Annotated in this window: 13 protein-coding genes; 6 read left to right on the forward strand and 7 right to left on the reverse strand. The window is 70.6% G+C overall.

The window, feature by feature from the left end:
- The first annotated feature begins 11 nt into the window (after positions 1-11).
- Positions 12-1,421 (forward strand): NAD(P)/FAD-dependent oxidoreductase, encoded by a 1,410-nt coding sequence (locus VGH85_04465; protein HEY2173046.1) that lies wholly within the window; start codon positions 12-14, stop codon positions 1,419-1,421.
- A gap of 20 nt (positions 1,422-1,441) precedes the next feature.
- Here VGH85_04465 and VGH85_04470 read toward each other — a convergent pair whose 3' ends face one another.
- Positions 1,442-1,783, reverse strand: a complete 342-nt coding sequence (locus tag VGH85_04470) for a hypothetical protein (protein HEY2173047.1) — start codon at positions 1,781-1,783, stop codon at positions 1,442-1,444.
- A 53-nt stretch (positions 1,784-1,836) separates the two neighbouring features.
- Positions 1,837-2,910, reverse strand: a complete 1,074-nt coding sequence (locus VGH85_04475) for an alcohol dehydrogenase catalytic domain-containing protein (GenBank protein HEY2173048.1) — start codon at positions 2,908-2,910, stop codon at positions 1,837-1,839.
- Positions 2,911-3,068: 158 nt separating this feature from the next.
- Between VGH85_04475 and VGH85_04480 the strand changes: the two genes are divergently transcribed.
- The 3 genes from VGH85_04480 (at position 3,069) to VGH85_04490 (ending at position 7,882) form a co-directional block, all read left to right on the forward strand.
- On the forward strand, positions 3,069-4,934 hold the full coding sequence (locus tag VGH85_04480; GenBank protein ID HEY2173049.1) for an ABC transporter ATP-binding protein: 1,866 nt from the start codon (positions 3,069-3,071) through the stop codon (positions 4,932-4,934).
- A 1-nt stretch (position 4,935) separates the two neighbouring features.
- Positions 4,936-6,786, forward strand: coding sequence for an ABC transporter ATP-binding protein (locus tag VGH85_04485; protein ID HEY2173050.1), 1,851 nt, complete (start codon positions 4,936-4,938; stop codon positions 6,784-6,786).
- Between the two features lie 124 nt (positions 6,787-6,910).
- A complete protein-coding gene (locus VGH85_04490) occupies positions 6,911-7,882 on the forward strand; it encodes an aldo/keto reductase (GenBank protein ID HEY2173051.1) in 972 nt (323 codons plus the stop codon).
- Between the two features lie 18 nt (positions 7,883-7,900).
- On the opposite strand, the gene VGH85_04495 is transcribed toward VGH85_04490, so the two are convergent.
- Positions 7,901-8,524: a TetR/AcrR family transcriptional regulator gene (locus VGH85_04495; GenBank protein ID HEY2173052.1), complete on the reverse strand. Its 624-nt coding sequence runs from the start codon at positions 8,522-8,524 to the stop codon at positions 7,901-7,903.
- A gap of 131 nt (positions 8,525-8,655) precedes the next feature.
- Here VGH85_04495 and VGH85_04500 point away from each other — a divergent pair, with 131 nt between their 5' ends.
- Positions 8,656-10,212, forward strand: a complete 1,557-nt coding sequence (locus VGH85_04500) for an MFS transporter (protein ID HEY2173053.1) — start codon at positions 8,656-8,658, stop codon at positions 10,210-10,212.
- Here the strand turns inward: VGH85_04500 and VGH85_04505 are convergent, their stop codons facing one another.
- Both VGH85_04505 and VGH85_04510 read right to left on the reverse strand, forming a co-directional pair.
- On the reverse strand, positions 10,213-11,637 hold the full coding sequence (locus tag VGH85_04505) for an FAD-binding oxidoreductase (GenBank protein HEY2173054.1): 1,425 nt from the start codon (positions 11,635-11,637) through the stop codon (positions 10,213-10,215).
- Positions 11,638-11,734: 97 nt separating this feature from the next.
- A complete protein-coding gene (locus VGH85_04510) occupies positions 11,735-14,989 on the reverse strand; it encodes a BTAD domain-containing putative transcriptional regulator (GenBank protein HEY2173055.1) in 3,255 nt (1,084 codons plus the stop codon).
- A 251-nt stretch (positions 14,990-15,240) separates the two neighbouring features.
- On the opposite strand from VGH85_04510, the gene VGH85_04515 reads away from it, so the two are divergent.
- Complete coding sequence (locus VGH85_04515; protein HEY2173056.1) at positions 15,241-16,293, forward strand: NAD-dependent epimerase/dehydratase family protein; 1,053 nt, start codon at positions 15,241-15,243, stop codon at positions 16,291-16,293.
- Between the two features lie 4 nt (positions 16,294-16,297).
- Here the strand turns inward: VGH85_04515 and VGH85_04520 are convergent, their stop codons facing one another.
- Complete coding sequence (locus VGH85_04520) at positions 16,298-16,420, reverse strand: hypothetical protein (protein ID HEY2173057.1); 123 nt, start codon at positions 16,418-16,420, stop codon at positions 16,298-16,300.
- Positions 16,417-16,872 (reverse strand): hypothetical protein (locus VGH85_04525; GenBank protein ID HEY2173058.1); only part of this gene is annotated, 456 nt, incomplete at its 5' end. The genes VGH85_04525 and VGH85_04520, both read right to left, overlap by 4 nt.

Raw genomic sequence — 16,872 nt, forward strand, 5'->3', positions numbered from 1 at the left:
GGAGCAGCACGATGGAGCAGAGCACCGAACGACACCGGGTAGTGATCATCGGCGGAGGCTTCGCCGGGCTCTTCGCCGCCCGCGCGCTGCGCCGTACGCCGGTGGACGTCACCCTGGTCGACCGCGCCGCGCATCACCTGTTCCAGCCGCTGCTCTACCAGTGCGCCACCGGGATCCTGTCCGAAGGACAGATCGCTGCGCCGCTGCGCGACGTGCTCAAACGTCACCGCAACGTCGACTGCATGCTGGCCGAGGTCGTCGACGTCGACGCCACGCGACGACGGGTGATCGCGGCCCGGGTCGGCGGCGAGCGGCTGGAACTCCCCTACGACGACCTGATCGTGGCCGCCGGTGTCGCGCAGTCCTACTTCGGTCATGACGAGTTCGCGCAGTGGGCGCCCGGGATGAAGACGCTGGGCGACGCGCTGCTGATCCGGCGACGGGTGTTCGGCGCATTCGAGATGGCCGAGACTGCGACCGATCCGGATGAACGTCGCGGCTGGCTCACGTTCTGCCTGGTTGGCGGTGGGCCGACGGGGGTGGAGCTCGCGGGTCAGATCCGGGAGCTCGCCACCAGGACCCTGCGGTCGGAGTTCCGTCACCTCGCGCCCGAGGACGCCCGGGTGCTGCTCTTCGACGGCGGCGACGCGCCGCTCGCGACCTTCGGGCCCAAGCTGTCCGCGAAGGCGGCGAAAGCGCTGGAGGAGCTCGGCGTCGAACTGCACATGCACTCCCTCGTCACCGACGTACGCCGGGGCGGGCTGACCGTGCGGGACGAGGCGGGCGCGCAGACGCAGTACACCAGCGGGACAGTGCTGTGGACCGCCGGCGTCGAGGCTCCGGCTTTCGCGGCCGCGTTGGCGAACGCCACCGGGGCCGAACGCGACCGGGCCGGGCGTATCCACGTCAACCCCGATCTCACCATTCCCGGGCACCCCGAGATCTCCGTGGTCGGGGACGTGATGAGCCTCGGCAAACTCCCCGGGCTCGCCGAGGTCGCCATGCAGTCCGGTCTCTACGCCGGCCACCGCATCCACCGGCGGCTCGGTGGGCACCCGACGGAGAAGCCGTTCCGCTACCGCGATCTCGGCTCCGCGGCGTACATCTGCCGGGGCAAGGCGGTGATCTCCGCGGGCCGGCTGCGCTACAACGGGCGGTTCGGCTGGCTGTCGTGGCTGTTCATCCACATCGCCTTCCTCACCGGATACCGCAACCGGGTCGGCGCCGTGCTGTCGTGGTTCATCGCCTTCAGCCGCAATACCCGGCGCGAGCGCGCGTTCACCGCCCAGCCGATCAGTTCGCAGGACGTCTACACCGCGACTACAGGGCCCGCGGCCGGCGTCACCGCCGACGTCACCACGCCGGCGCCTGCCGCGACGTCCGGAGCGGACGGCGAGCCCCCGGAGGCACACACGGGCTGAGTGCCCTCAGCGCCCAACCATTAGCGGCCGGCCATCACCATGGCGATGGTGAGCGCGAAGGTGGCGACGATGACCGTGATGCCCGGTGCCGGGCTGCCGAGAGCCCAGATGATGGCGCCCGCGATGATGCCGACGACGCCGATGATCTGCCGGTTGACGTTGGCGCGGGTCTGCGCCGCCGACCGGGCGACCATCCGCTCCTCCGCGACCGTCGGCAGGTGCGCGGCGCGTATCTCCGGCCCGGTCGGCGGCTCGGCCCCCACAGCACCCGGCGAACCGCCGCTGAGCTGGTGCGGGTCGATTCCGACGGTCGGCTCGTCCGCGTCGCCGTCGTACGGCGGCTCGTGTCTGATCGGCTCCATGTCGCCTCCTTACCCAGATCCGGCCGAGGTCACGGCCATGACGCGTGCGACAGCTACATCTCGACGACGGTGCGGATCCCTTCGCCACGCTCGACGAGGCCGAAGCCGTCGGCGATGCGGTCGAGCGGGATCCGGCGGGTGACGAACGCCTCCAGATCGAGGCGACCGGCCTCGACGAGCCGTACCAGCCGCTCGACGTCGATGTCGGGGCGGACGTTGCCGGTCAGGCACCCGAGCAGCCGCTTCTGGCTCGTGACGAAGTCGAGCGCGGGCAACGTCAACTGGGCGTCGTGACGCGGCGCACCGATCACCGTCACCGTTCCGCCGGGCCGGGCGGCCGCGACGGCCTGCGCCATCGCGTCGGGCCGACCGGTCGCTTCGAAGGTGAAGTCGAACCCACGTCCGGGCCGGCCGGCGAGCAGGCTCTCGGCGTCCTCGAAGGTCTCGGTCGCCCCGAACCTCGTCGCCGCCGCGCGCCGCTCGGCGAGCGGGTCGGCGACGCTGATCGAGGCCGCGCCGGCGAGCCGGGCGCCGGCGACGGCACTCAGCCCGATGCCGCCCAGACCGATGACGGCGCAGGTCGACCCGACCTCGACCCGCGCGATGTTCATCACCGCACCGATGCCGGTCGCGATGGCGCAGCCGAGCAGAGCGGCGCCGGCGAGCGGCACCGTGTCCGGAATGCGGACGACGGAATTTTCGGCGACGACCGTGGCCTCGGCGAACCCGCCGGTGCCGTAGCCCTGGACCAGCGGGTCGCCGTGGCGCCGGAGCCGCGGCCGCGCGCGCGTCCGCTGCTCGCACAGCATCGGGGTGCCTGCCTCGCAGAAGGCGCAGTGCCCGCAGTGGTGGGTGAGGGAGAGGACGACGTGGTCGCCCGGGCGCACCCGGGACACCTGCGAGCCCACGTCCCGGACCACCGCGCTGACCTCGTGGCCGAGGACGACCGGGAAGTCGTAGCCCGCCCCGAGGTCACCCGCCGCCCACGCGACGTCGGTGTGACAGATACCGACCGCGGCGATCGCGATCTCGACCTCGTCGGGGCCCGGGGCGGGCAGGTCGACCTCGGTGACGCAGGGCGAGCCGCCGGGGCCGTCGACGACCGCCGCCCGGACCTGTCGTGTCATGCGCTGCTCTCCAAAACGGTGCTCGCGGGTACCGGGAACGACGCCCGCACCCTAGCGCGGGGCGACAACTCGTTCGCAGGTTGTCGGAGCCCCGTGTTAGAACGATCCACGGCTCCGGACGACCGTTCGAGGCCGCCGTCCCCTGGGAGGAGCCCTCGGTGGTCACCGCGGGATCGGAGTTCACCGTCGACCGCCAGTTCCGGTCCGACCGGACCGGTCCGGTGCGCTGGATCCTGTCCCACCAGCTGCGGCACAAGGGCTACCTGGTCGGATTCCTCGGCGGCTCGCTGGCCATGGTGGCGCTCAACACCTCGATCCCGGGCCTGACCGGCGCGGCATTCGACGCGGTCCTCCGGCCCGGCGACCGCGCCGGCCGGCTCACCACGATCGCCGTTGTGCTGCTGGTCATCGTGCTCCTCCGCGGCGCGACCGACCTGGTCGCCCGCGGTTGTGTCGCGGTGCTGGCGCAGCGGATGGAGCGCTCCGCGCGGGACGAGCTCTACGTGAGCCTGCTGGGCAAGAGTCAGACCTTCCACAACCGGCAGCGGGTCGGCGACCTGATGGCCCGGGCGGCCAACGACGTACGCCAGCTCAACTACATGATCCTGCCCGGCGTCGACCTCGTCGTCGACTCGATGCTGCAGGGCATCGTCCCGCTGGTGTTCATCGGCTTCATCGACCCGCAGCTGCTGCTCGCCCCCGGACTGCTCGCGATCGGCTTCGTGCTCACGCTCAAGCTCTACATGCGTCAGCTGGGGCCCGTGTCGGTCGACATGCGGGAGCAGTTCGGTCGGCTCAACGCCGGGCTCAACGAAGCGGTCCGGGGCATCGAGGTGGTCAAGGTGACCGCCCAGGAGCCGCAGGAGCTGGCCCGGTTCGCGGGCGACGCCCGCCGCTACCGAGACTTCTTCGTCAAGCAGGGCGTGATCCAAGCCCGCTACCTGCCCACCCTGCTGCTGGCCGTCGCGACGGCCGGCGCGCTGCTGCACGGCCTCTACCTGCATTCGCAGGGTGTGCTCACGATCGGGCAGCTGGTCGCCTACCTGGGCCTGATGTCGATGCTGGGCTTCCCGATGGGCATGTCCAGCTTCAGCTTCTCGCTGGTCCAGCTCGGTGTGGTCAGCGCCGGCCGCATCCTGCGGCTGATGGAGGAGCGCACCGAGCTCGACCAGAACCAAGCCGGGCACCGGGGCGAGGTCCGCGGTGAGATCGTCTTCGACCACGTGACCTTCGGCCACGGTGACCGGCCGGTGCTGCGCGATCTCTCGTTCCGGGTGGAGCCGGGTCAGACCGTCGCGATCGTCGGGGAGACGGGCTCGGGCAAGACCACCCTGACCCAGCTCGTCAACCGGATCAACGACGTCGGTTCGGGGCGGATCCTTGTCGACGGCGTCGACGTCCGGGACTGGAACCTCGACTCGCTGCGCTCGCAGATCTCCACCATCGAGCAGGACGTCGTCCTGTTCTCCCGCTCGGTCGCCGAAAACATCGGCTTCTCCCTCGGCCAGCAGGTCGACCGCGAGGCGGTGATGCGGGCGGCGCGCGACGCGCAGGCCGACGAGTTCATCCAGGAGCTCGATCTCGGCTACGACACGGTGATCGGCGAACGCGGCGTTACGTTGTCCGGCGGTCAGCGGCAACGGCTCGCCATCGCCCGCGCACTGCTGACCGATCCCGGCATCCTCATGCTCGACGACTCCACAAGCGCGATCGACAGCTCGACCGAGGACCGGATCCAGCAAGCCATCCACCGGGTGCTCGAGGGACGCACGACGTTGCTCATCACCCACCGGCTGTCCCAGATCCGGTGGGCCGACAAGGTGCTGCTCCTGCACCGCGGCGAGCTGGTCGACACGGGCAGCCACGACGAACTGCTCGTCCGGTGCCGGCTCTACCGCCGCATCTTCGCCCACTACGACGAGGTCACCGGGTCCGACGCCGACCGGGCGGCGTTCGTCGCGGCGGGTGGCGCGCTGGCCGACGACGTCGCCGGCCAGCGGACGACGACGGGCGGGGAGGCCTGAGATGGGCTTCATCATGGAGGGCCTCGACGCCGAGGACTACGACCGCAGCTACGGCGACCGCGCGCTGTTCGGCCGGATCCTGGGCTACTTCCGGCCCAAGGCCCGCCCGATGGCGCTCGTCGCGGCCACCATCGTGCTCACCTCGCTGATGCAGTCGGCGATCCCGGTGATCACGAGCTGGGGGCTTGATCAGATCGTCGACAATTCCTCGACGAGCAACATCGCGCTGCTCACCATCGCCATCTTCGCCGCGGGCGTCCTCGGCTGGGTGTTCAACTACATCCGCCAGGTGCACAGCGCCCGCGTCGTCGGTGACGTCGTACTCAAGCTGCGCGAGGACGCCTTCGCCGCAGTACTCCGCCGCGACCTGGCGTTCTACGACGAGACGCCGACCGGCCGGGTCGTGAGCCGGGTGACATCGGACACCGACGACTTCGCCACCGTAGTCACGCTGACGATGAACCTGCTCAGCCAGGTGCTGCTCGTCATCCTGATCACCGCGCTGCTCTTCGCCCGCGACGTCGGGCTGGCGCTCGTCACCTTGGCCATCACGCCGGTCATCGTCGCGATGGCTCTGCTCTTCCGGCGGCTGGCCCGCGAGAGCACCCGCCGGTCACAGCGTTCACTGGCGCGGGTCAACGCCACCGTCCAGGAGACGATGGGCGGCATCGCGGTCGCCAAGAGCTTCCGCCAGGAAGGCACGCTCTACGACGAGTTCGTGCCGATCAACGAGCAGAACTACCGGGTCACTCTCCGCCAAGGGTTCATCTTCAACTCGATCTTCCCGCTGCTGCTCTTCGTGGCCGGGCTCGCGACGGTGCTGCTCGTCGAAGTCGGCGGGCGCCGGGTGCTGTCCGGCGGCCTGTCGGCCGGCGACTGGTATCTCTTCCTGCAGAGCGTGGCGCTCTTCTGGTTCCCGCTCACCAGCATCGCGTCGTTCTGGTCGCAGTTCCAGCAGGGGCTCGCCGCGGCCGAGCGGGTCTTCGCGCTGATCGACGCCGAGCCGCAGGTCGTCCAGCACGACTCGCAGCCGGTCGCCCGACTCAGCGGCGCGATCGAATTCCGCGACGTCGTGTTCAGCTACAACAAGGGCGAGCGGGTGCTCGACCACTTCGACCTCGCCGTCGCCCCCGGTGAGACCGTTGCATTGGTCGGCCACACCGGCGCCGGCAAGTCGACGCTGGGCAAGCTCATCACCCGCTTCTACGAGTTCTCCGACGGGCAGATCCTGCTCGACGGGCGGGACATCCGGTCGTTCGACCTCGCCGACTACCGCCGCCAGCTCGGCGCCGTGCCGCAGTCGCCGTTCCTGTTCTCCGGCACCGTCGCCGACAACATCCGCTACCCGCGCCCGGACGCCTCCGACGACGAGATCCGGGTCGCCGCCTGGAAGGTCGGCGGCGGCGACTGGCTCGACTCGCTCCCCGACGGGTTGAAGACCGAGGTCGGCGAATACGGCCGGGCGTTGTCGATGGGACAGCGCCAACTGGTCGCCCTGGCCCGGATGCTGGTGCAGGACCCGGCCGTCGTCATCCTCGACGAGGCAACCGCGAGCGTCGATCCGCTCACCGAGGCCCAGATCCAGGAGGGCCTCGACGTCGTTCTCGCCGACCGCACCTCGATCGTGATCGCGCACCGGCTCTCCACCATCGAGCACGCCGACCGGATCGTCGTACTCCGCAAGGGCCGCATCGTCGAGCAGGGCGACCACAACGACCTCATGAGCCGGGGCGGCGAATACTGCGAGGTCTACAACGCCTACTTCCGCCACCAGTCCCCCAACTACCGATCCGGCGCCGGGTTCGTGCCCGTCCGCGCCACCGGGGTGACGGACCGGCCGGACGACGGCTGACACAGGACGAGCTCACAGGCCCAGCTCACAGTGCCGGCTGACGGTGCCGGCTGACAGGGGCCGGGTGCGTGCACGCCGGTCGCCGGGTGCAGAGTTGGGACATCGAACTTCGAGGAGTGACGTGATGGAGTACACGAAGCTGGGCTCGACCGGTCTGGACGTCTCGCGCATCTGCCTGGGCTGCATGAGCTACGGCGAGCCGGACCGCGGCAACCACCCGTGGTCGCTGGACGAGCAGGCCAGCCGGCCGTTCATCAAGCGAGCCGTCGAGGCCGGGATCAACTTCTTCGACACCGCCAACGTCTACTCCGCAGGCTCCAGCGAGGAAATCGTCGGGCGGGCCCTGCACGACTTCGCCCGGCGCGAGGAGATCGTGCTGGCCACGAAGGTGCACGGACGTATGCACCCCGGGCCGAACGGCGCAGGCCTGTCCCGCAAGGCGATCCTCGCCGAGATCGATGCCAGCCTGAGCCGGCTGGGCGTCGACTACGTCGACCTCTACCAGATCCACCGGTGGGACCCGACCGTGCCGATCGAGGAGACACTCGAGGCCCTGCACGACGTCGTCAAGGCCGGCAAGGCCCGCTACATCGGCGCCTCGTCGATGTGGGCCTGGCAGTTCTCGAAGGCGCTCCACCTCGCCGACCGGCACGGCTGGACCCGGTTCGTCACTATGCAGAACCACTACAACCTGCTCTACCGCGAGGAGGAGCGGGAGATGCTCCCGCTCTGTGCCGACCAGGGCGTCGGGGTAATTCCGTGGAGCCCGCTGGCGCGCGGGAAGCTCACCCGCGACTGGGACGAGAGCACCGCCCGCGCAGAGACCGACGAGTTCGGCAAGACGCTGTACTCCGAGGACGACCGGATCATCGTCGAGGCGGTCGCCGAGATCGCCCACGACCGCGGCGTCTCACGCGCCCAGATCGCGCTCGCCTGGATGCTGCACAACCCGGTGATCACGGCGCCGATCATCGGTGCGACCAAGATGACGCACCTCGAGGACGCCATCGCCGCAGTCGACATCGCGCTCACCGACGACGAGATCGCCCGGCTCGAGAAGCCCTATCACCCGCACGAGGTCGCCGGCTTCGTGTAACCGTCGCCCGGCCGGCGATCAGTCGCGTGGTGTCAACAGCGTCGCGAGAGTGGCGACCGTCTGCTCGCGGGACGGCAGCTTGTCCTTGTCGGCCAGGGAACGCGACGCGAACACGCGCATGAAGGATGCGCCGATCAGCAGCGCAGCCACCGCCTCGGAATCCACCGCAGCGGCGACCCGGCCGCTCCGCTTCTGCTCGTCCAGCCAGGCGGCGAGGAGCTCGACCCCACGGTGCGGACCCATGCCCTGGGCGTCCATCCGCTCGCCGAACTCCTGCCGGAGTTCGGCGTCGGACTGGATCGCCGCCATCACCGGCAGCACCTGACCGAAGAACGTCTCGAACGCCACCGAGGCCTCGAGCAGCGCGTCGGCGAGGGGCGCGGCGTCGAATCGGCCGAAGTCGCCGACGTCAAGCTTGTGCAGCGGATCCAGACCCGCCTCGATGACGGCCTGGACGAGCCCGACCTTGTCCTTGAAGTGGTAATAAACGCTCGCCTCGGACGCTCCGGCGCGCTCCGCGATTTCCTTCGTCGTCAGCCGGCGCAGGCCCTCCTCCTCGACGAGGGCGAGCGTCGCAGACAGGATCGCCTCCCGAATCCCGGCCGACGGCCGGCCACGGCGCTTCCCGGACGGCTGATTCATGGCCGCAGACCAGCCTCCTCCGCGATTAACTGTTGACATGCTCAGGAACCATCGGTCAAACTGAGTCTACATTCAGTATTGAGCCATCGCACGAATCGAATCGCACGAGACCTAGCCGTAGGGAGGACGACGTGGACCGGAAGTGGTGGACCCTCGTCGCCGTTTGCACCGGTGTCTTCATGCTGCTGCTCGACATCACGATCGTGAACGTCGCGCTGCCCGACATCCAACGCGCCTTCAACGCGTCGCTGTCCGACCTGCAGTGGGTGATCGACGCCTACGCCCTGACCCTCGCAGCCTTCCTGCTCACCGCCGGGTCGATCGCGGACCTCGTCGGACGCCGGCGGGTCTTCGCGATCGGTGTCATCGTCTTCACGCTGGGGTCGCTGTTGTGCGGCACCGCCACGAGCTCACTGTTCCTGACCCTGGCCCGGGGGCTGCAGGGCGTCGGCGGGGCGATCATGTTCGCGACGTCCCTGGCGCTCTTGGCTCAGGCGTTCCGGGGCAGGGAACGCGGAGTCGCCTTCGGCGCGTTCGGCGCTGTCACCGGTGTCGCGGTGGCGGTCGGGCCGGTGCTCGGCGGTGCGATCACCAGCGGGTTGTCGTGGCGGTGGATCTTCTTCGTCAACATCCCGATCGGCGTCGCCGCGCTCGTCGTGACGATGTGGAAGATCGACGAGTCCCGTGATCCGAACGCCCACCGCCCGGACTGGCTCGGCTTCGTGACCTTCAGCGCCGGCCTTGCCGGCCTGGTGTTCGGGATGATCCGCAGCAACGCCGACGGCTGGAGCTCGACGACCGTCGTCGGCTCGCTTGTCGCGGCGGCGGCCTTCCTCACGGCGTTCGTCGTCGTCGAACTGGTGCAACGCCAGCCGATGTTCGACCTCAAGCTGCTCCGCGTGCCGACCTTCGACGGCGGGCTGGCCGCGGCCTGGGGGATCTCCGCGTCGCTGTTCGCCCTGCTCACCTATCTCGTCCTCTACCTGCAGGACACCCTGGGTCTGTCCGCGCTGCAGACCGGTCTGCGCTTTCTCCCGCTGACCGGCGCGATCTTCCTGACCGCCGGCGTCGCCGGCCGGTTGACCACCCGGGTACCCATCCGCTGGCTGATCGGCCCGGGCTTCGTGCTGATCGGCGCGGGCCTGCTGATGATGCGTGGCCTGACCGCATCGTCGCAGTGGACCCATCTGCTCCCGGGCATGGTCGTCGCCGGAGTCGGCGCCGGCCTGGTCAATGTCCCGCTCGCGTCCACCGCGGTCGGCGTGGTCGAACCGAGCCGGGCCGGGATGGCCTCCGGCATCAACTCGACGTTCCGGCAGGTAGGGATCGCCACCGGTGTCGCCGGTCTGGGCGCCATCTTCACCAGCCACCTGCGCAGCTCGGTCACCCACACCCTCGCCGGCACCCCGCTCGCCGACCATGCCCAGCAGATCGCGACCGCGGTGAGCGGCGGCCAGGTCGGGCGCGCGCTCGCCGCGGCCCCGCCCGCCGCGCGCGGGGTGCTCCTCAACTCCACGCGGGTCGGGTTCGTGCACGGGCTGAACGTCATCCTGCTCGTCGGCGCGATCGTGGCTTTCGCCGCCGCCCTGCCGGCGTTCGGGCTGATCCGGCAGAAGGACTTCGTCGTCGCACCGAACAGCGAGTCGTCGCCGCCGGTCCAGGCCGAACCGGCGGCGACGGCGGGCTAGTCAGTTCATGCTCGGTCGCGACGACGGGCTGATGTTCTGATTGAGCCGGAAGAAGTTCGTCGGGTCGTACCGGTCCTTGACCGCGACCAACCTCGCGTAGGTGTCCGGTGGATACGAGGCACGCACCTTGTCCTCGCCGGTCTCGCCGGTGAAGTTCACGTACATCGACCCCGGCCCGTACCCGGCCAGCGTCTCGCGGGTCCGTCGCGCCCACTCGGTGTGGTCCGCGAATCCCGTCGCGTCGGTCGCGCGCGCGATGACGTTGAGGATGTACGGCGAGGTGCGCTGGGAGAACGCCGTCGCCGACTGCGGCACCCGTGCCATGGCACCACCGGCGTGGTGGATGTGCAGCTCGGACTGCGGGGTGGGCTTCGACCGCCACCCGGCGAGCAGCTCGTCGATCGCCGCGTCGGGCAGGCCGTCGAGCATCGCCGAGGTGAAGTAGTTCTGCGCGCCGGCACCCCAGAGCGGGTCGAGTGCCTGCTGCATCGCCTCATAGGGCACCGGACCGACGTGGTCGAGTATCGGGTCGGCCAGGGTGCGCAGCGGACCCATGGCGTCCTCCGCCCGGTCCATCGGGCCGGAGTACACGGCGCCGACCGCCACGATCGGCTTTCCGTGCACCGACTCGGGAAGGAAGGGCACCGGCGGCGCGGTCGTGAGGTCGACGAGACTGGTGAGCTCGTCGGGCATCGACCTGGTCAGGTCGCGCCACCCGCGGACGACGTCGCGGGCCGCGTCGCCGGGGAAGAACAGCAGCCCGCCGAGCACGGTCGGCCCGACCTTGTGCAGCTCGAACTCCATCGCGGTGACGACGCCGAAGTTGCCGCCGCCGCCGCGCAGGGCCCAGAACAGGTCGGAGTTCTCCTCGTCGCTGGCGTGGACCAGCTGTCCGTCGGCGGTGACGACGTCCGCGCCGACCAGGCTGTCGCAAGCCAACCCGCAACTGCGCAGCAACCAGCCGATGCCGCCGCCCAGAGTGAATCCGCCGACGCCGGTCGTGGAAACGAGTCCACCGGTCACCGCCAGACCGTAGGCCTGCGTCTCGTGATCGAAGTCGGCCCAGGTGGCGCCGCCCTGTGCGACGGCTCGCCCACGCTCGGCGTCGACGGTGACGCTGCGCATGGGTGACAGGTCGATGACGACCCCGCCGTCGCAGGTCGAGAAGCCGGCGATGCTGTGGGAGCCGCCGCGCACCGCCGTGATCAGCCCCTGGCTGCGGGCGAAGTCCACGGCCGTGATCACGTCCGCGGTTCCCGCACACCGGATGATCAGCGCGGGGTGCTTGTCGTGGGTGGCATTCCACACCGCCCTCGCCTGGTCGTACCCGGAGTCGCTGGGCCGGATGACCTCGCCGCGCAGAGCGTTCCGCAGCTCTCCGACGGTGGCGTCCCCGACGACGTCGGTGTGTCGTGTGCTCGTCATTGCGTCCTCCCCGATCTATACCGCGGCGTGCGGCACAGGTGGTGCGGTGGTTGTTGTCGGCGACGCTACGAGCCCTGGCTTTGCATCTGCTTAGCGATCAGTTTGCGGTCGGCGCCTGTACGACGACGCGGACGTGCGCCGCGCCGTCGACCGCACCGAGGTGACCGAACTCCTCCTGTGCGTCCCGCAATGCCTGAATCGCCTCGTTCGACCGCCCGAGTCGCCGGTAGATATCGGCGAGAACGGCAAACCCCCAGGCCGTGCCCCGGTGGTTGCCGGGAATGCGCCGCGACTCGCGCAGCGCCTCGGGCAGCAAGCGACACGCCTGGTCCTCCGCCCCGGCGGTCGCATACACGCTCGCCATCGTGACCCGGATTGCGACCTGAGCCGGCGCGTCTTCGGCGTCCCGGAAACCGGACAGCGCCTCCTGCAGCAGGCCGATCCCCCGATCGACGTTGCCTTCCGCCGCGGTGAGGACCCCCAGGCTGCCCAGTGTCAGGCCGGTGGCGCGCCGATCCCCGAGGGCGAGCCGGATCTGCAGGCTCTGCTCGAAGGCTCCGCGGGCGGCCGCGAAGTCGCCCTGCACCCGGTGCAGGCAACCGAGATGGTTCACCGCGAGCGCCTCGCCCTCGCGGTCGCCGAGGCGACGGAAGACCGAGGCGGCGTCCTCCACCAGCGCCCGCGCCTCCTCGAGGTCGCCGGCGAGCCGGGCGAGATAGGCCAGGTTGCACTGCACGTAGGCACCGGCCTGATCCGCGCCGACCCGGCGCCCGAGCAGGACCGTCTCTTCGAAGTGCAGTCGCGGGCTCACGGTGGCGGCGCCCTCGACGGCGAAACCCAGCATCATCGGCACGAAGAACTTCGGGCCCGGCCGGGGCAACCCCGGAAGGCCGGCGGCGATCTCGTCGAAGACCTTGCGCGCCGACTGCAGCTCGCCGCGACCGAGCAACACCATGGCGAGCGGGTGCAGAGCAGAGACGGCGATCTCCGCCGCCCCGCAGTCCAGGGCCAGGTCGCGGGCCTGCAGACTGCTCTGCCAGCACTCGGTCCAGTCGCCCCGGATGTAGGCGAGCGTCGCACTCGCCGCCAACGCCTGGGCCAGCCCGGCCGGGTCGTTACGCAGCCGTTCGACCACGACCCCTTCGGCGGCAATCTGCTCGAGTCGCTGTGCGCTCCCCCGTCGTACGTCGAACACGGCGAGGCCGTAGAGCGCGCGGGTCCGCAGCGGGGAAGGTTCGGGCACCGCGGCGAGCACCGTCTCCAGCCATGCGCAGCCTTCGGCGTGCATGCCGCGGGCGAGCCAGGACCGCCAGAGAGCCACCGCGAGACGGAGCGCCATCTCCGGTTCCCGGAGCAGCCCCCAGTCGAGCGCCGACCGGACGTTCTCGTGCTCCGCGTCGCGGTCGGCATGTGACACATCGAGCACGGCGGCCGCCTGCTCGGGGTCGCGGGCCTCGGCATCGTCGACGTACCAGCGGCAATGCCGGGCCCGCACCTCGTCGCTCTCCCCGACGGCCCCGAGCCGCTCGGCGGCGTACTGCCGGACCGTCTCGAGCAGCCGGTAACGGTTGTCGTCGCCGGCGGGCTCGGCGAGGACGAGTGAGGTGTCCACGAGACGGCTCAACCCCGTCAGCACCCGGGGCCGGTCCACGTCGCTGGCACACACGACCTCGACCGCGGCCAGGCTGAAGGACCCGGCGAACACCGACAGTCGCCGGAACAACACCTGCTCGTCCTCGGTCAGCAGGTCGTGACTCCAGGCCAGCGTGGCGGCCAGCGTCTGCTGCCGGGTGACCCGGCTCCGATCGCCGCGGTTGAGAAGGGTGAGTGCATCGCCGAGCCGCGCGGCGATCTGGCGCGCGGACAGTATCGGGGCGCACGCCGCCGCGAGTTCCAACGCGAGCGGCACCCCGTCGAGGCGGTAGCAGATCTCGGCGACCGCGGCCGCGTTGTCGTCGGTCAGGGTGAAGTCGCCCGCGGCCGACGATGCCCGTCGTACGAACAGCTGCACCGACGCGATCCCGGCGAGCACGTCCGACGGTGGGAGGTGGGCCGGGTCCGGCAGTGCCAGCGACGGAGTCCGCCAAGTGACCTCGCCGGCGATGCGGAGCGGTTCCCGGCTCGTCGTCAGCACCGAGACCCGCGGACAGCGTTGCAGCACGTGCGTCACGATCCGGGCGCATTCGTCGAGCACGTGCTCGCAGTTGTCCAGTACGACGAGCAACTTGCGATCGCGCAGTTGTGACACGAGGGAGTCCACCGAGGCCCGGTGCGGGGGAAGCTCGAGCCGGAGCGCCCGGGCAACCTCGGACACGACGAGGTCACCGGTGGCCAGGGCGCCCAGCTCGACGAGGAACGTCCCGTCCGGATGGTGCTGGGTGCGGCGGCGGGCGACCTCGACCGCGAGCGCCGTCTTGCCGACGCCACCCGGTCCGGTGAGGGTGAGCAGCTTGGTGCGGGCGAGTATCCCGTCGATCTCGCTCACTTCGCGGTTGCGACCGACGAGCGTGGTGGCCCGCACGGGAAGGTTGCCGGCCGCGGCCGCGCCCGTGACCTGTGGTTCGGCGGCGTCAGCGCTGCCCGCGAGCAATTCCCGGTAGAGCTTGCGCGTCTGCCATTCCGGTTCGGCGGCAAGGTCGCGCCGGAGCAGCTCGCGGAGGTCCTCGAAGACGCCGAGTGCCTCCGACCGGCGACCCGCATCGGAGAGCGCCCGCATCAGCGCCCGGTGGGCCGGCTCGTGCAGCGGGTTGGCGGCCACCACCGGGGTGAGCAGCGCGACCGCACCCGCCGGATCCCGCGTGGCGAGGTCGCCGTCGACGAGATCCAGCACCGCCTTCAGATGCCACTCGCGGGCCGCCGTCACGTGCACCTGCGCCCACGCCTCGTAGCCGTCCTCGGGCAGCAGTCCGCCGCCCCAGCGGTCGAAGAGTCCGGCCAGTGTCGCCGCATCCTGGGCGGCGCCGGGTGCTCGCGCGTGCTGCACTGCACGTTGGAGCTCTTCGAAGTCGGTGTCGACCGGGCAGTCCGGACCGAGCACGACGACGTCGTCCCGGAGCCCGAGCACCGCCGGGCCGGCGACGCCGATCGTCGACATCGCGTGCCGCGCCGCATGCAGCACCTGGTGCAGGTTGTTGCGCCCCGCGCCGGTGTCGAGGTCGGGCCACAGCTGCTCGGTCACCCGGTCCCGATGCATCCGATGACCGGGCTCGAGCGCGAGAATCTTCACGAGCGTCTTCGCCTTGCGCAGCCGCCAGGCGTTGTGCGCGACGTTGCGACCTCCAGCCGAGACGTCGAAGCCACCGAGCAATTGGATGTGGACGGCGCCGGGCCCGGTTCCGCCTCCACTGTCCATGGCGCCTGGCCCCGTCCGGCAGCTTCAAGTCCTCAAAAGTCTAGGGCGGGGGGCTCGCCGGGGCGGAGCAGTTGGAGAATCCGCGCCCGGCGATCCGGCGGGTCGGGCCGTACCGCCTCGTCGGTGTCCGGGTGACCTCGGCGGTGCAGCGCCTCCCAGAACCGTACGTCCTTAACCAGAGCAGCCGGCACACACAAGTACCGAACGCCCGACCTGCTGAGGACAGGATGGTCGCGCCATAGACTCCGCCCGTGCGAGTGTTGATTACCGGCGGGGCGGGATTCATCGGGTCCCACGTCGCGGATGCCGTCGCGGCGGCCGGGCACGACGTGCGGCTCCTCGACCTCCTGCTACCCGCCGCACACCCGGCCCACGCCGGCGGCCGGCCCGATCACCTCGCCCACCCGCTGACAGTCGGCGACATCCGCGACCCATCCACCATGGACCACGCCCTGGCCGGCGTGGACGCGGTGTGCCACCAGGCGGCGATGGTCGGGCTGGGCGTCGACCCGCAAGACCTTCCCCAATACGCGGGCCACAACGACCTGGGCACCGCAGTCGTCCTCGCCGGCATGCACCGCGCCGGCGTCGACCGGCTGCTCCTGGCCAGCTCCATGGTCGTCTACGGCGAAGGCCGTTACCGCTGTCCCGACCACGGCGTCGTGCGTGCCGGTCCCCGCACTGACCGCGACCTCGCAGCAGGGGTCTTCGAGCCACGCTGCCCGGACTGCGCCGCCGCGCTGGGCTGCGAGACCGTTCCAGAAGACACCCCACCGGACCCGCGCAACGGCTACGCCGCCACCAAGCTCGCCCAGGAAAACCTGGCCGCGGCCTGGGCCAGATCCACCGGCGGGCGCGCCACCGCCCTGCGTTACCACAACGTCTACGGCCCCCGGATGCCCCGCAACACCCCCTACGCCGGCGTTGCGTCGATCTTCCGCTCGGCCCTCGAACGTGGTGAACCTCCACGGGTGTTCGAAGACGGCGGACAGCGGCGCGACTTCGTGCACGTCCGCGACGTCGCAGCCGCCAACCTCGCCGCGCTGACCGCGGACCCAGCACCCGGTGGACTCACCGTCTACAACATCGGATCAGGGATGCCGCACACCGTCGGAGAGATGGCCGCGGCGCTCGCCGCGGCGCACGGCGGACCGACCCCAGTCGTCACCGGCCAATACCGACTCGGCGACGTCCGCCACATCACCGCCAGCACCGACCGCGCCCGCGCCGCGCTGGGGTTCACCGCCGGTGTCGGCTTCGCCGACGGGATGATCGAACTCGCCGCCGCGCCGTTACGCGGATGATGCGTCATCCGATGGTAGGTAGGCGGGGCACCCGGTCGGCCTCATCCCCCAAAGCCGTCAGCACGTCGCTCACCGTCGGATCATCGTCGACCACCAGCACCCGAGCCGACGACCACTCGGTCGTCACGGACCGAGCCTAGGCGCGCGACGGACCCGCAGCGCGTAGAGGACCGCCGACCCGAGGAACACCACCCCTGTCACCGCCAGCCACCGACCCAGGTAAACGCCGGTGCCGAGTCCGGCCGCGCCTCGATAGGGACCGGCGCTGACGCCGAGGATCAGCGGAAACCACACGGCGAGCAGCAACAGCGACAACCCCGCGGGAACCCGCAGATAGTTGATCCACGGCACCCCAGCGACCGCGGGCAGCGGCCGGTCCCGTCGCCGGCGCCGCCCCTGCGCGGCCGTGTCGGCGAGCGCGTACAGCGGGTACAGCACCAGATCATGACCGATCGCGGCGCCGACGAACCAGACCGCGATACCCAGCCACGGACCGGCCACCACCACCCGGCTCGCGGCGTAACCGGCCAGCGCGAAGCATCCGAGCAGGGCAAGCAGCGCGAGCGGGTCTCCGAACCG

It is taken from the genome of Mycobacteriales bacterium (assembly GCA_036497565.1).
GTDB lineage: Bacteria > Actinomycetota > Actinomycetes > Mycobacteriales > QHCD01 > DASXJE01.

Excerpts from the sequence above, each read along its gene's own strand:
- VGH85_04465 (HEY2173046.1), top strand. The coding sequence starts at position 12 with ATGGAGCAGAGCACCGAACGACACCGGGTAGTGATCATCGGCGGAGGC.
- VGH85_04470 (HEY2173047.1), bottom strand. The coding sequence starts at position 1,783 with ATGGAGCCGATCAGACACGAGCCGCCGTACGACGGCGACGCGGACGAG.
- VGH85_04475 (HEY2173048.1), bottom strand. The coding sequence starts at position 2,910 with ATGACACGACAGGTCCGGGCGGCGGTCGTCGACGGCCCCGGCGGCTCG.
- VGH85_04510 (HEY2173055.1), bottom strand. The coding sequence starts at position 14,989 with ATGGACAGTGGAGGCGGAACCGGGCCCGGCGCCGTCCACATCCAATTG.
- VGH85_04490 (HEY2173051.1), top strand. The coding sequence starts at position 6,911 with ATGGAGTACACGAAGCTGGGCTCGACCGGTCTGGACGTCTCGCGCATC.
- VGH85_04485 (HEY2173050.1), top strand. The coding sequence starts at position 4,936 with ATGGGCTTCATCATGGAGGGCCTCGACGCCGAGGACTACGACCGCAGC.
- VGH85_04495 (HEY2173052.1), bottom strand. The coding sequence starts at position 8,524 with ATGAATCAGCCGTCCGGGAAGCGCCGTGGCCGGCCGTCGGCCGGGATT.
- VGH85_04505 (HEY2173054.1), bottom strand. The coding sequence starts at position 11,637 with ATGACGAGCACACGACACACCGACGTCGTCGGGGACGCCACCGTCGGA.